Below are 12937 nucleotides of genomic sequence, written 5' to 3' on the forward strand. Positions count from 1 at the left end.
GGGCGGTCGACGCCGGTGACCCGGTAGCTCCAGCCGTCCACGGGAACCGGGGCGAGCCGCCGGAAGACGGCGAGGGCCGTCGGGGCGTACGAGGCGTCGACGTCGGCGAGGTAGCCGGGGACGCCCGGGTCGGCTGTCTCCAGCGCCCGGCCGGTCGCGCACTCCGGGTCGGAGGTGTCGGCGGCGTCGTATATCAGCCATTGCGGGCGCTCACTCGGCGGGAAGGAGCGGGGGAACAGGCAGACCTCGCTCACCGCCGCCCGGTCGGCGAGCTGGGCGGCCAGCCGGTTCGACGCGGCCACCGTCGCGCCGTCGGGGATCTTGGCGAGCAGCGCGTCCGAGGCCCGGACGTAGGCCGAGTCGCTCCACGTCCGCGGCAGGACGACCTCGTGCAGGGGGTGGGTGAAGAGGGTGACACCGGTGGCCACCGCGCCCACGACGCAGGCGGGCACGACACGGCGCGGGGCCACGCCGCGGGCGACCGCGTGGACGGCGGCGGCGAAGGCGATGGGCATGAGGACCGCGCTGTAGTGGAACTCCATCCCCCAGTAGAACGGGTTCGAGCCGGTGAAGCGCCAGGCCAGCGTGGGCAGCGCCACCAGCAGGATCGGCGATCGCAGGGCCAGGAAGCCGGTCGGGGCGACGATCATCAGGAGGGTCAGCCACTTGATCGGGGGCCACAGGGTTCCGGCTGCCTCCGCCAGGAACCCGGCCTTCTCCGCGGTCTCGGGCGGCAGATAGGCGAACTGCCCGAGCGGATTGAAGTACGGGAGGATCACCGCCATCTCCAGCGCCGTCGCGCCCGCCCCGAACGCGGCGACGGCGAGCCCCGTCACCCGGGGCCCCTTCCACGCCACGTAGACGCCGATCGCCGCGACCGTGAGGCCCAGGTCCTCCTTGACGAGTACCAGCGGCAGCGACCAGAGGGCGGCGGCCCGCCAGTTCCCCCGGCCCGCCGCGCAGAGCGAGAGCGACAGCAGCGGAACCGCGAAGGCGACCTCGTGGAAGTCGAAGAAGATGAGCGCCGCGATTCCCCAGGAGGCGCCGTAGGAGATTCCCACCCAGTAGGCGAATCTCCGCCCCCGGACCTCGCCCGCCCATTTCATCAGGGGTGCTATGGAGAACGCCACGAGGGCGGCCTGGCAGACCAGGAGGGTATAGCTGGACGGGAATACCCGGTAGACCGGTGCGAGCAGGGCGAGAATCGGGTGGAAATGGTCCCCGAGGGTGTTGTAGTCGGGGCCCTTGAGATGCGAGTACGGGGCCGACAGCTCGGCGTAGGACCGCACGATCTGGGTGAAGATACCCAGGTCGTAACCGGTCGTCAGGTTCGCCGCGTGCCGCCGGACGGACAGCAGGAGATACACCAGGAAGAAAGCGCCGGAAACCAGGGCCAGGGATTTCCCGGATATTCCCGCGGGTGATTTCGGCGCCTCGTCCGCGGCGGCCCCTTCGCCGCCCTTCTCATGCCGCTGAAGCGTGTCGACCGAGAGAATCGAGTTGTTCATGTCAGCAGAAGAACCTCACAGGCGGGCAAAGGTGCACCAGGGTAGCACCCGTGCGTTTCGGTGTTCGGGCCGCTGTCGCTCAGGCCGAACCGGCCAGGACCTTCTCCCGCTCGGGCCGCCGCGCCTGCCCGGGGATCCGTACGACACCGGCGTCGGTCACCGTGTGCCGCCACAGGATGCGGCAGGCGGAGAAGGCGGCCCACACCAGGAGGCCGTTGCGCAGGAACAGCACCCCGATGCCCAGGGGATCGCTCTGCGTCACGTGCGAGAACCAGACGGGGAACTCGAACTGCGTCACGGCCGTCGCCCACAGCACCAGATGGGCGGGGCGCCGCATCCTCGTCGAGCGGTAGACGAGGCAGACCGCGGCGAGACCGAACAGCCAGATCATGTACTGCGGGGAGATCACCCGGCTGGTCACCGTGAAGAGCAGGACCGCGACGAACGCCGCGTCCGCCGTCGTCGACGAGTCGAACCGGCGCGCCCTGAACCGCCACAGCGCGAGCCAGCCGAACGCGGCCACGGTCAGCACCATCGCCCCGGTCGACACCCAGGAGACATAGGGCCCGAGGAACTCCATCGACCCGTAGTTCATCCGGGCCTCGCCCTCCCAGCCGAAGTGCCGGGCCACGTGGAAGACCATCGCCCCCAGCGACTCGACCTCCGTGCCCCGCTCGCTCTGGTACGAGAGGAAGGCCAGCGACCCCGGCATCCAGGCCGCGCACAGCAGTAGGACCCCGGCCGCCGTCCCGGCCGCCACCGGCCAGGCGCGCCGGGTCGCCCCGCCCTTCGGGGTGCCGGCCAGCAGCAGCGCCGGCCACACCTTGAGGACGGCGCCGAAGCCTGCGAGGACCCCGAGGACGCGCGGGTCGCGGCGGACGGCCAGCAGGGCGGCCATGGCGATGGCCGTCACCATGATGTCGTAGCGGGCGTACGCGGTCGGGCCGAGCAGCGGCACCGCGGCCAGCCAGAGCCACGCCCCCCGCATCGACCGGCCCGCCCGGCGGCCGGTGTGCAGCAGGAGGCCCATGACGACGGCGTCGCAGACGAGCGCGAGGACGAAGAACGCCGTCTTGTAGCCGAGGAAGGGCAGCAGGGCGGGGGAGAGGACCGCGAGGGCGGCGGCCGGCGGGTACTGCCAGGTCACGTCGTCCCGGGGGTACACACCGGTCCGCAGGACCTCGTACCAGCCCTGGTAGATCTGCTCGACCTCCAGCGTCGCGTCCGGGCCGGGGACCACGACGATCCTGAACGCGCAGAGCAGGAGGACGACCCGGGTCAGCCCCCAGAGGCCGAGCGGGAGGCGGAGGCGCGCGCGTGACCCGGTTCCCACTGCCCCCGTCATACCCCGTCCCGTTCCTCGTCCTGTCGGCCCGCCGGAGCGGGGGAGTGGTGGTGCTGGGCGGTGGGTGCGCTCGCGGTACTGTCGGCCCCGATGCACAAGACCCTGATCGTAACCAACGACTTCCCGCCGCGACCGGGCGGAATCCAGGCCTTCCTGCACAACATGGCCCTCCGTCTGGATCCCGAGCAGATCGTGGTGTACGCCTCCACCTGGAAGCGCAGCCGCGAAGGGATCGAGGCGACGGCCGCGTTCGACGCCGAACAGCCTTTCACGGTCGTCCGGGATCGCACCACCATGCTGTTGCCCACACCTCGGGTCACGGCCCGCGCCACCGCGCTCCTGCGCGAGCACGGCTGCACGTCCGTGTGGTTCGGCGCGGCCGCCCCGCTCGGCCTGATGGCCCCCGCGCTGCGGAAGGCCGGCGCCCGGCGGATCGTCGCCACCACGCACGGCCACGAGGCCGGCTGGGCCCAGCTGCCCGCCGCCCGCTCGCTCCTGCGGCGGATCGGCGAGGGCACGGACACGATCACCTACCTCGGCGAGTACACCCGCTCCCGGATCGCGACGGCCCTCACGCCCGCCGCAGCCGACCGCATGCGGCAGCTGCCGCCGGGGGTCGACGAGAAGACCTTCCACCCCGACTCCGGAGGCGCCGAGATCCGCGCCCGCCTCGGGCTCAGCGACCGCCCCGTGGTCGTCTGCGTCTCCCGGCTCGTGCCCCGCAAGGGCCAGGACACCCTGATCCGGGCCATGCCGGAGATCCTCCGCCGGGTGCCGGACGCGGTCCTCCTGATCGTCGGCGGCGGCCCGTACGAGAAGGACCTGCACCGGCTCGCCGCCGAGACCGGCGTGGCCGGAGCCGTACGCTTCACCGGCGCCGTCCCGTGGTCGGAGCTGCCCGCCCACTACGGGGCCGGCGACGTCTTCGCCATGCCCTGCCGCACCCGGCGCGGCGGCCTCGACGTCGAGGGCCTCGGCATCGTCTACCTGGAGGCCTCCGCGACCGGACTCCCGGTCGTCGCGGGCGACTCGGGAGGCGCCCCCGACGCGGTCCTCGACGGGGAGACCGGCTGGGTCGTCCGGGGCGGCTCCGCCGAGGACACCGCCGACCGGGTCGCCACCCTCCTCCTCGACCCCGAACTCCGCGCCCGCATGGGCGGGCGGGGCCGGGCCTGGGTCGAGGAGAAGTGGCGCTGGGACCTCCTCGCGGAACGGCTCAAGGAGCTTCTGTAGCGGGCGCACAGGCGGGACGGAGAACGGCCGGAGGCCCGGGGCGACATCACCCCGGGCCTCCGGCCGTATGCGTACCATGTCGCGTCAGGCCCGGTAGATCGCCTCGATCTCGTCCGCGAAGTCCTTCGCCACCACGTTCCGCTTCAGCTTCAGGGACGGGGTGATGTGCCCCGCCTCCTCGGTGAACTGGGCCGGGAGGATGCGGAACCTGCGGACCGACTCCGCCTTGGAGACCGCCGCGTTGCCGTCGTCGATCGCGCGCTGGACCTCCGCCACCAGGTCCGCGTCCTCGCGGAGCGTCGCCGCGGTCGCACCGGCCGGCTTGCCGTTCTCCGAGGCCCAGCGGCCCAGGAACTCCTCGTCGATCGTGACCAGCGCGCCCACGAACGGACGCCCGTCGCCGACCACCATGCACTCCGCGACCAGCGCGTGCGCCCGGATCCGGTCCTCGATGACCGCCGGGGCGACGTTCTTGCCGCCCGCCGTCACCAGGATCTCCTTCTTGCGGCCGGTGATCGCGAGGTAGCCGTCCTCGTCGAGCGTGCCGATGTCACCCGTGTGGAACCAGCCGTCCGCGAGCGCCTCGGCCGTCGCCGCCTCGTTGTTCCAGTACCGCGAGAAGATGTGCTCGCCGTGCAGCAGCACCTCGCCGTCGTCGGCGATCCGCACCACCGAACCCGGCAGCGGCTGACCGACCGTGCCGATCTTCTGCCGGTCCCAGGGGTTGAACGCCGTCGCCGCGCACGACTCCGTCAGGCCGTAGCCCTCCAGGACCGTGAAGCCGATGCCCCGGAAGAAGTGGCCGAGCCGCTCGCCCAGCGGCGCGCCGCCCGAGATCGCGTACTCCCCGCGGCCGCCGAGCACCGCCCGCAGCTTGCTGAAGACCAGCTTGTCGAAGACCCTGTGCTTCAGCTTGAGACCGAAGGACGGGCCCTGCGGGGTGCTCAGCGCCCGGCTGTACGCGATCGCCGTGTGCGCGGCCTTGTCGAAGATCTTGCCCTTGCCGTCGGCCTGCGCCTTGGCCCGCGCCGAGTTGTACACCTTCTCGAAGACCCGGGGCACGCCCAGGATCAGCGTCGGCCGGAACGAGGCCAGCTCGTCCGTGAGGTTCTTGATGTCGGGGACGCAGCCGAGGCGGATCGGCGCCATCACGGACGCGACCTCGACGAGCCGGCCGAAGACGTGCGCGGCGGGCAGGAACAGCAGCACCGAGCACTCGCCGGTGCGGAAGAGCGGCTTCAGCCGCTCCACCACGTTGCCGCACTCCGCGAAGAACGCCCGGTGGGTCAGGACACAGCCCTTGGGACGGCCCGTCGTGCCCGAGGTGTAGACGATCGTCGCCGGATCGTCCGCGTTCGCCGCCGACATGCGCGCGTCCAGCAGCGCGTCGGAGACGTCCACACCGGTCCCGGTCAGCTGCGCGACCGCGTCGTCCTCGATCTGCCAGATGCCCTTGAGGTCCGGCAGGTTCTCCTGGACCGACACCACCGCGTCCTGGTGGGCCCGGCTCTCGACGAGCACCAGGGTCGCGCCCGAGTCGCCGAGGATCCACTGGATCTGCTCCGGCGAGCTGGTCTCGTACACCGGTACGGTCACGCCGCCCGCGCTCCAGATCGCGAAGTCGAGGAGGACCCACTCGTAGCGCGTGCGGGAGAGCAGCGCGACCCGGTCGCCCGGCTCGACGCCGGCGGCGATCAGACCCTTGGCCGCCCCGCGGACCTCCGCGAGGAACTGCGTCGCGGTCACGTCCGTCCAGACGCCGTCGACCTTGCGGCCCATGACGGCGACGTCTGGGTGCTGGGAGGCGTTGCGGCGGATGAGATCCGTCAGGTTGCCGTCCGCGGGGACCTCGTACAGGGCCGGAAGGCTGAACTCGCGCAAGACTGCTGCTCCTCATCGGGCGCCGGCGCCACGGCTCTGTGTGATGCACCGGTGTAGTCCAAGAACTGGCGGATGCTCCGTGGGGGAGAGCACGACTGGACTGCCCGGACGTTACCCATCAGTACATGGTTCCGGATAGGGGGTTCCGGCCAGATGTTCCGTGCGTCACACATGTGTGGCGGTGCTCTCCGCACAGTAATCCACAGCTTTCCGGACTCGGAAGTAACCGCAGGTGACACCCCCTAAGGTGGGCCCATGCGAGTCCATGTGGTCAGTGATGTGCACGGCAACGCCGGAGACCTCGCCAGGGCGGGGGACGGCGCCGACGCCCTGATATGCCTCGGGGACCTGGTCCTCTTCCTCGACTACGCCGACCACAGCCGGGGGATCTTCCCCGACCTCTTCGGCGTGGAGAACGCCGACCGGCTGGTCGAGCTGCGCACCGCCCGCCGCTTCGACGAGGCCCGCGACCTGGGCCGCCGCCTCTGGGCCGGGCTCGACGTCGACCGCGAGACCGCGATCGAGGCCGCGGTCCGCCGGCAGTACGCCGAACTCTTCGCCGCCTTCCCCACCCCCACGTACGCCACCTATGGCAACGTCGACATCCCCCGCTTCTGGCCCGAGTTCGCCCGGCCCGGGACCACCGTCCTCGACGGCGAGCGGGTCGAGCTCGGCGGCCTCGTCCTCGGCTTCGTCGGCGGCGGACTGCGCACCCCCATGCGCACCCCGTACGAGATCTCCGACGAGGAGTACGCGGCGAAGGTCGAGGCCCTCGGCGAGGTCGACGTCCTCTGCTCCCACATCCCGCCGGACGTGCCGGACCTGACGTACGACACCGTCGCCCGCCGCTTCGAGCGCGGCAGCCGGGCCCTGCTCGACGCCATCCGGCGCACCCGCCCCCGCTACGCCCTGTTCGGGCACGTCCACCAGCCGCTGGCGCGGCGGATGCGGATCGCGTCGACCGAGTGCGTGAACGTCGGACACTTCGCGTCCACCGGCAGGCCCTTCGCCCTGGAGTGGTGACGGGCCCCGCCGCGCAGCGCGATAGCCTTCCGTCGGCACGTCTGTGCCCCCTTTGACTTCCGCCGGACCGCACAGTGGAGGAGCCACCGCGATGGCCGAACACACCAGCTCGAGCATCACCATCGAGGCGGCACCGGCCGACGTCATGGGTGTGATCGCCGACTTCGCCCGCTACCCCGAGTGGACGGGCGAGGTGAAGGAGGCCGAGGTCCTGGAGACCGACGGCTCCGGCCGCGCCGAGAAGGTCCGGCTGCTCCTCGACGCCGGAGCCATCAAGGACGACCACACCCTCGCCTACACCTGGACCGGGGGCAACGAGGTCAGCTGGACGCTGGTCAAGTCCCAGATGCTCCGCTCACTCGACGGCTCCTACCGGCTCGCCCCGGTCGGCGGCGGCGACCGCACGGAGGTCACCTACCAGCTGACCGTCGACGTCAAGATCCCCATGCTCGGCATGATCAAGCGCAAGGCCGAGAAGGTCATCATCGACCGCGCGCTCGCGGGCCTGAAGAAGCGCGTCGAGTCGGGCGCGTAGCCCTCGCGCGGGGGCGGCGTGAGCCCTGGCCCGGGTCCGGTGTGGGCCCGCCCGGGTCCGGCGTGAGCCTCGCCCGGTCGCGCGCTGAGACCCTCGATCGAGGTCTCCGGCGTGCCCCGCCCGGTCGCGCGCTGAGACCCCCGCGGGGGTTCGGCGTGAGCCCCGCACGGACGCCCGCGTAGACCCCCGCCCGGGGCCGCGGAGGGCGCCGGTAACGTCCTCCGCATGCGGATCATCCTTGTCACCGGCCTCGGCGGCGCCGGCCGGACCACCGTCGCCGCCGCCACCGCCCTCGCCGAGGCGCGCGCCGGCCGCCGCGTCCTGCTCGTCTCCGAGGACGCCGCACCGCTGCCGGACCACGACGGGCTCCGCCTCCTGCGGCCCCGGCCGGCCGAGGACTTCCGCCGCGAGTTCCTCACCCTCCAGGACCGCTCCGCCACCGCCCTCGACCTGCTGGGCGCCGCGCCCTTCGAGGACGCCGAACTCACCGAACTCCCCGGCAGCCGCCCCTTCGCCCTGCTCCGCGCCCTGCGCGACGCCGCCGAGGGCGGCCACGACCTCGCCGTCGTCGACCTCCCGCCGCTCAGCGAGGCCCTCGCCCTGCTCGCCCTGCCCGAGCAGCTCCGCCGCTATCTGCGCCGCCTCCTGCCCGCCGAACGCCAGGCCGCCCGCGCCCTCCGGCCGATGCTGGCCCAGCTCGCCGGGGTCCCGATGCCCGCCCAGTGGCTGTACGAGACCACCGCGCGCTGGGAGGCCGAGCTGGCCGCCGTCCAGGCCGTCGTCGAGGCGCCCGGCACCAGTGTCCGCCTGGTCCTCGAACCCGGCCCCGCCGCCGTCCGCGCCCTGCGCGCCGCCCGGCTCGGCCTCGCCCTCCAGCGCCTCCCCCTCGACCCCGTCGTCGCCAACCGGCTGCTGCCCGCCGACTCCGAGGACCCCTGGCTCGCCGGACTCACCGCCGAGCAGCACCGGCACCTCGCGGAGCTGCGCGCCCGCGGGCAAGGTCGACGAGCTGCCCCACCTCGGCCGGGAGCCCCGCGGCCCCGAGGACCTGGTGCTCCTGGCGCCCGCCCGCCGCCCGGCGGACGCCCCCGACCCCGTACCGGCCTGGTCCGTCGAGGACCGGCGCCCGGAGGACGGCGTCCTGGTGTGGCACATCGGCCTCCCCGGGGCCGTCAAGCAGGAACTGTCCCTCGTCCGCAGGGGTGACGAACTGCTCCTGACCGCGGGTGCCTTCCGCCGCAACGTGCCCCTGCCGGCCGCCCTGCGCCGCTGCACCGTCACCGGCGCGGCACTCGTCGACGGGGACCTCCGGGTCCGCTTCACCCCGGACCCCGGGCTCTGGCCCCGTACCMCCTGAGGGGGCGTGTACCGTCGAAGTACCAGCCAGTGAGGAGTACGCCATGAGCGATTCGGACGCCTGGGCCAAGGCGTGCGCCGAGGACCTGGAGGCGGAGAAGGCCCGCCGCCGGGCGGAGCGCGGCGCGGACACCGGCTCCGCCGCCGACGAGTTCCGCAAGCTCTTCGAGGCCGTCGCGGAGAAGGTCTCCGGAGGACTGGGGAACCCGCTGCTCGCGGGCCAGGCCGCGCAGACCGTGCAGCAGCTCGTCAGCCAGGCGAAGGCCGCCGTCGAGCCCGTCATCGAACGCAATCCGCAGGTCTTCGACCACCTCGCCGCCGCCGGCAGCGAACTGCTCGCCGCCTACCGCTCCGCCGTCGAGTCCCACGAGAGCCGCTGGACCCGCGACGGGAAGGTGACCCCCGACGACCCGCGCGACCCGCGCCGGGACGCGGAGGGGACGGCCGGGGACGCCGCCGGGCACACCGGCGGGGCCACCGGAGGGGACACCGCCGACGGCGACCGCAAGGACGACGAGGGGCCGGGAACCGGCCAGCACATCGACCTGGACTGATCGGTACGGCCGTCCCCCTCGGGTACGGTGGGCCGTAGCGGGGCTCGACCGAAAACTGAGGGACACATGGGACTCACCATCGGCGTCGACATCGGCGGCACGAAGATCGCGGCCGGCGTGGTCGACGAGGAGGGCAACATCCTCGACACGCACAAGGTGCCCACCCCGCCGACCCCCGAGGGCATCGTCGACGCGATCTGCGCGGCCGTCTCCGAGGCCGGCAAGGGCCACACGATCGACGCCGTCGGCATCGGCGCCGCGGGCTACGTCGACGACAAGCGCGCCACCGTCCTCTTCGCGCCGAACATCGACTGGCGGCACGAGCCGCTCAAGGACAAGGTCGAGCAGCGGGTCGGCCTTCCTGTCGTCGTCGAGAACGACGCCAACGCGGCGGCCTGGGGCGAGTACCGCTTCGGCGCCGGCCAGGGCCACGAGGACGTCATCTGCATCACCCTCGGCACCGGCCTCGGCGGCGGCATCATCATCGGCAACAAGCTGCGCCGCGGACGCTTCGGCGTGGCCGCCGAGTTCGGCCACATCCGGGTCGTCCCGGACGGCCTGCTGTGCGGTTGCGGCAGCCAGGGCTGCTGGGAGCAGTACGCCTCCGGGCGGGCGCTCGTCCGCTACGCCAAGCAGCGCGCCAACGCCACCCCCGAGCGGGCCGAGGTCCTCCTCGGACTCGGAGACGGCACCCCCGAGGGCATCGAGGGCCGGCACGTCAGCCAGGCCGCCCGGGCCGGCGACCCGGTCGCCGTCGACTCCTTCCGCGAACTGGCCCGTTGGGCCGGCGCCGGACTCGCGGACCTCGCCTCGCTGTTCGACCCCTCGGCGTTCATCGTCGGCGGCGGCGTCTCGGACGAGGGCGACCTCGTCCTCGACCCGATCCGCAAGTCCTTCCGGCGCTGGCTGATCGGCGGACAGTGGCGTCCGCACGCGCAGGTCCTCGCGGCCCAGCTCGGCAACAAGGCCGGTCTGGTCGGCGCGGCGGACCTCGCCCGCCAGGGCTGAGCGGTCACTCCCGCGACAACCGCCCGCCGCGTCCCTGTGGACGCGGTGGGCGGTTGTCGTACGTTAATGCTCATGGCGATCAGTGAGCTGCCCAACTCCCGCACCGAGGAGGACGGTTCGGCCGTCCTCCGGGTCCTCAGCTACAACGTGCGCTCGATGCGCGACGACGAGGACGCTCTCGCCCGGGTCATCCGGGCCTGCGAGCCCGACCTCGTCTTCGTCCAGGAGGCGCCGCGCTTCTTCCGCTGGCGCAAACACGCGGCCCGGCTCGCCGCCAAGAGCGACCTCGTGGTGCTGAGCGGGGGCGCCACCGCGGCCGGGCCGATGCTGCTCTGCTCCCTGCGGGCCACGGTCGAACGCACCGAGGACGTCCTGCTGCCGCTCACCCCGGGCCTCCACCGGCGCGGTCTGGCGACCGCCGTCGTCCGCTTCGGCCGGGCCCGGGTCGGCCTGGTCAGCTGCCATCTGAGCCTGCGCAAGGACGAGCGGTACGCCCAGGCGGGCATGGTCCTCGACCGGGTCGCCGCCCTGGGCACCCCGTACACCCTGGTCGCCGGCGACCTCAACGAACGCCCCGACGGGCCCGCCTTCCGGCGGCTGGCGAAGGAGCTCCGGGACGGCTGGGAGGCCAGCCCCTGGGGAGGCGCGTACACCTCGACCCCCGCCGATCCGCACCAGCGGATCGACGCGATCCTCGCCACCCCCGGCGTCGAGTTCCTCGGCTGCGGGGTGCCGACGGACCTCGACCCGGCGGATCTGCGGGCCGCCACCGACCACCTTCCCGTGCTGGCGGCGGTACGGGTGCCCGCGACGCCCTGAGAGCCGCGCCGCCACCGGCCGGGGCCACCGTGACCCCGGCCGGTGCCGTACGGGTCGGACGACCGCGGGCCACCGGCCGGTGCCGACGGGTCAGACGACCGCGCCGCGGCCCGGGTCGTCGAAGCCGTCGTCCTCGTCGTCGTGCTTCATCCGGCCCACCAGGGTCGCGAAGCCGCCCAGGAAGCCGCCGATGCACAGCGTGGTCAGCCACCACGTCATGTCCCAGCCCAGCAGGACCGCGACCAGCATCAGCACCGGGCCGCCGACCACGGCCAGCCAGGCGAACCTGGTCGTCGCGTCCGTCTCGGGCAGCGGGGGCGGCTCCGGCGGCACGAAGTGGCCCTCGTCGGAGTCGCCGGACGCCTCGTCCGGCTCGGCGGGGGAGTAGTCACGCGGGCCCGCGGGCCGCACGCCTGGCGCGAAGACCACGGAGCTGCCGAGCGCGGGCCGCTCGGGCCCCGCCTCCGGCTCCTCCTCCGCCCCGGGCTCCTCGGCGCCCTCGGGTACGGCCCCGCCGGGCGCCGGCCGCGGCTTCCAGGGCGTGCCCTTCCCGGCCGCCGGCGCCGGACGCACCGGCCGGACCTCGCCCGCGCCCCCGTCGGCGCCGTCGCCCTCCGGCTCGGGGAGCGACAGGTTCTCGACGGTCCGGAACGGCTTCGCCCCCGGCGGGTCCGCGGGCTCCTCGCCGTACCCCGCGACGATCGCGGCCCACGCCGCCTCCTCGTCGACGGGCTGCGGCTCCCGCCCGGCGCCGTCCTGCTCCTCAGCCACCGCTCCTGCTCCCCTTCCCGTCCACGAGACCCGGCTTCGCGTCCACGAGACCCGGCGCGAGACGCTCGACGAAGGCCAGGCTCTCGTCGAAGACGCGCTCCGCGTCATGGTCCAACGTCGCCACGTGGTAGCTCTGTTCCAGCAGGACCTCCCGGACGTCCGTCGAGGAGATCCGGGACAGGATCCGGGCCGAGTCGGCGGGCGGCACGACGTGGTCCTGGGGGCTGTGCAGCAGCAGCACCGGCTGTGTGACCTGCGGAAGCTCCGCGTCCACGGTCTGGAAGAAGCGCCGCACGGAGTGCGCCGCGTGCAGCGGCACCCGGTCGTAGCCGATCTCGGTGACGCCCTCCTTGGCGATGTCGCTCGCGATCCCCTTGGTCGACGGGACCAGATGGCGGGCGACCGGCAGGGCGTACGCCGCCAGGCCGTGCACCTTGTTGCCCGGGTTCACCAGGACGATGCCCTTCACGGCGTCCCCGTGCCGCGCGGCGAGCCGGAGCGTCAGCGCCCCGCCCATGGAGAGGCCGAAGACGAAGACGGTCGCGCACCGCTCCAGGAGCTCGCCCAGCGCCCGGTCGACCTCGGCGTACCAGTCGTGCCAGGTGGTGAGCTGCATGTCCTGCCAGCGGGTGCCGTGGCCGGGCAGCAGCGGAAGGGACACCGTCAGACCGCGTGCGGCCAGGAACTCGGCCCACGGGCGCAGCGACTGCGGGGAACCGGTGAATCCGTGACAGAGAAGGACGCCGACCTCTCCGCCTTCATGGCGGTACGGCTCGGCTCCGGGAAGGACCGGCACCGGGGTCTCCTGTTCGCTCGGCTTCGCGTCCGCCTTGGGGTGCGCCCTGGGTGCGCCGAGGCGACGGAAAATGGGGAAGGACCTTCACGGTACGCGACCGGACCGACA

At 73.2% G+C, this 12937-nt stretch carries 11 protein-coding genes and 1 pseudogene; 7 read left to right on the plus strand and 5 right to left on the minus strand.

All coding sequences use genetic code 11. The annotated features are described in order from the left end of the window. Together EAO70_RS21320 and EAO70_RS21325 are read right to left on the minus strand one after the other, a co-directional pair. A partial coding sequence (locus EAO70_RS21320; protein ID WP_148005275.1) for a DUF2079 domain-containing protein occupies positions 1 to 1508 on the minus strand: 1508 nt, incomplete at its 3' end. Positions 1509 to 1587: 79 nt separating this feature from the next. Beyond that, a complete protein-coding gene (locus EAO70_RS21325; protein WP_148004458.1) occupies positions 1588 to 2853 on the minus strand; it encodes a glycosyltransferase family 87 protein in 1266 nt (421 codons plus the stop codon). Between the two features lie 90 nt (positions 2854 to 2943). On the opposite strand from EAO70_RS21325, the gene EAO70_RS21330 reads away from it, so the two are divergent. Then, positions 2944 to 4086 (plus strand): glycosyltransferase family 4 protein, encoded by a 1143-nt coding sequence (locus EAO70_RS21330; RefSeq protein WP_148004459.1) that lies wholly within the window; start codon positions 2944 to 2946, stop codon positions 4084 to 4086. An 84-nt stretch (positions 4087 to 4170) separates the two neighbouring features. On the opposite strand, the gene EAO70_RS21335 is transcribed toward EAO70_RS21330, so the two are convergent. Continuing rightward, complete coding sequence (locus tag EAO70_RS21335) at positions 4171 to 5967, minus strand: AMP-dependent synthetase/ligase (protein ID WP_148004460.1); 1797 nt, start codon at positions 5965 to 5967, stop codon at positions 4171 to 4173. Positions 5968 to 6222: 255 nt separating this feature from the next. Between EAO70_RS21335 and EAO70_RS21340 the strand changes: the two genes are divergently transcribed. The 6 genes and pseudogenes from EAO70_RS21340 (at position 6223) to EAO70_RS21365 (ending at position 11262) form a co-directional block, all read left to right on the plus strand. Then, positions 6223 to 6990 carry a metallophosphoesterase gene (locus tag EAO70_RS21340; protein ID WP_148004461.1) on the plus strand — a complete coding sequence of 256 codons (768 nt, stop codon included), beginning with the start codon at positions 6223 to 6225 and terminating at the stop codon, positions 6988 to 6990. A 91-nt stretch (positions 6991 to 7081) separates the two neighbouring features. Beyond that, entirely contained in the window at positions 7082 to 7525 is a 444-nt protein-coding gene (locus EAO70_RS21345) for an SRPBCC family protein (RefSeq protein WP_148004462.1), read from the plus strand. Positions 7526 to 7750: 225 nt separating this feature from the next. Next, a pseudogene (locus EAO70_RS21350) lies at positions 7751 to 8882 on the plus strand (ArsA-related P-loop ATPase). Positions 8883 to 8925: 43 nt separating this feature from the next. After that, entirely contained in the window at positions 8926 to 9435 is a 510-nt protein-coding gene (locus EAO70_RS21355; protein ID WP_148004463.1) for a DUF5304 domain-containing protein, read from the plus strand. A 66-nt stretch (positions 9436 to 9501) separates the two neighbouring features. Further along, positions 9502 to 10443: an ROK family glucokinase gene (locus tag EAO70_RS21360; RefSeq protein WP_148004464.1), complete on the plus strand. Its 942-nt coding sequence runs from the start codon at positions 9502 to 9504 to the stop codon at positions 10441 to 10443. Between the two features lie 72 nt (positions 10444 to 10515). Beyond that, a complete protein-coding gene (locus EAO70_RS21365) occupies positions 10516 to 11262 on the plus strand; it encodes an endonuclease/exonuclease/phosphatase family protein (RefSeq protein ID WP_187283972.1) in 747 nt (248 codons plus the stop codon). Between the two features lie 90 nt (positions 11263 to 11352). Here EAO70_RS21365 and EAO70_RS21370 read toward each other — a convergent pair whose 3' ends face one another. Together EAO70_RS21370 and EAO70_RS21375 are read right to left on the minus strand one after the other, a co-directional pair. Next, complete coding sequence (locus EAO70_RS21370; protein WP_148004466.1) at positions 11353 to 12033, minus strand: hypothetical protein; 681 nt, start codon at positions 12031 to 12033, stop codon at positions 11353 to 11355. Continuing rightward, the gene (locus EAO70_RS21375) at positions 12026 to 12829 is read right to left on the minus strand and encodes an alpha/beta hydrolase (RefSeq protein ID WP_148004467.1); all 804 of its coding nucleotides are present in this window, start codon (positions 12827 to 12829) and stop codon (positions 12026 to 12028) included. Before EAO70_RS21375 ends, EAO70_RS21370 begins: the two co-directional genes overlap by 8 nt. Between the last annotated feature and the right edge of the window lie 108 nt (positions 12830 to 12937).

It is taken from the genome of Streptomyces sp. adm13(2018) (assembly GCF_008042145.1).
Classification (GTDB): Bacteria; Actinomycetota; Actinomycetes; order Streptomycetales; family Streptomycetaceae; genus Streptomyces.